The organism is Caballeronia sp. LZ003, from assembly GCF_031451465.1.
Lineage (GTDB): Bacteria > Pseudomonadota > Gammaproteobacteria > Burkholderiales > Burkholderiaceae > Caballeronia.
In genome coordinates this window covers 1-1,497 of record NZ_JARUXJ010000041.1, presented here as the reverse complement: position 1 = coordinate 1,497, position 1,497 = coordinate 1, and the positions used below count along the sequence as shown (strand labels likewise).

The following is a 1,497-nucleotide window of genomic DNA, read 5'->3' as shown; positions in this document are numbered from 1 at the left end:
CTGCCGCGAGCGCGCCGATTTCATGTACTCGGCATGATGATCCATCATCGCCTTGAACGTCTCAACGCTCTTTTGATGCGGATCGTTTTTTTCACTCGCGTTAAGCAATGTCTGCTGCAACTGCTCAAGCGCTTTGATCTTCTTGTCGAACGCCTCCGTGTTCATCCCGCCGGGATTTAACTCGGGATCGAGCAGCGCCGAGCGCGCCGCTGCCAGCTCGTCCTGCGCCTTTTGCAAAGCGTCGCCTTTGCCCGTCATGGCTCGCCAGAAACGGTCCCACTTCTGGCCGAGCGTTTCATAGCTTTGCGCCATCTCGCGGTTGTCGGACGCCACTGCCTGGCGTGCCCTCGCGCTTGCCGCCTGCACGAACGCCGCCCAAGCTCCTGCCTTGTCACCCGACAACTCAAGGATGCGAATATGGTCGATCTGCGCTTGTCCAAGATCGTGATGGTCCTCGCGCCACTTGCGCGCAGCGTCCGCTGCATGACCGTACGATTGCAGAAACTGGCGGGCGACCTCCTCGACCGCCTGGCCCGAAACTTTTGCGTAGGCCGCAACGCTCTCACCCGCGTGCTGCATATCCGCTCCGGCCACATGCCCCGAACTGGCCAGCGCCATCAGCGCATCGCGCGCCTCGCTGACCGAGACGCCCACGCGACGAGAGATAATGTCGGAATACGCCTGCAACTTGCCCTGCGTGAGCGCTGCATAGTTGCCCGTGAGCAGCATTGCGCGATCAAGCTTTTCCTGCTGCTCGGTCAACGAATGAATCGCATGATAGGCAGCATAGCCGCTTGCGCCCAGCGCGCCGAGCGCTACGCCCGCCGGCCCGCACAACATCGGCAACACATCGATGCGCTCGGCCAGCACCATGAGCGAACCCATGAAGTTTTTCCAGCTGCCCTGCATCGCCTCGTGACCCAGCACAAAGAGCTCGCGTCGAGCCGCTACCGAGCCTGCACCTAAGTGATGCATCGCTTTGGAGGCCGCCTCGGCTTTTGCAATCAAAGGCTCCGCAGACTCGGCAATGCCAAGATTTGCCGCTCTCAATCGCATCAGATCAAAGCGCGTCTTACCTGCTGTATCCGCAACCTTCTCGAATCCCCTCACCGCAGCGCTTACCTGCCGTGCCGTCGCGGCACTGCCGGACCTCGCAGCTTCTTCAAGCGCGCGGGCCGTGATGGTGCTGCTTGCTGCCATCTGCTGCTGAGACGCCTCATACTTGCTCGCGCTCGCTTGCTGACGCGCCACGAACCCGCTCGCGGCCCGCTTGGTGCGCTCCATGCCTGCTTCGAAACCACTCGCATCGACACTGACACGCGTGACGACTTCATTTGTCACAGCCGGCCTCCTTTAACTCCCGCTCGACCACTTCAGCTATTTTCCGAGCTGCTTCACACTTCTTGGCATCGAAGGCAGGGCGAATGAAGGGTTGCGCAGGCGTGCGCGAACTGCCGAACTCGATCTCTCGAATCGCGCGCGCAAGCGTGCGCTCCG

The 1,497-nt window shown here is 61.3% G+C and carries 1 protein-coding gene; it reads right to left on the bottom strand.

What is annotated here, in order from left to right:
- Positions 1-1,284, bottom strand: a 1,284-nt coding sequence (locus QCE79_RS32735) for a phage tail length tape measure family protein (protein ID WP_309851557.1), incomplete at its 3' end; no start/stop codon positions are given.
- Between the last annotated feature and the right edge of the window lie 213 nt (positions 1,285-1,497).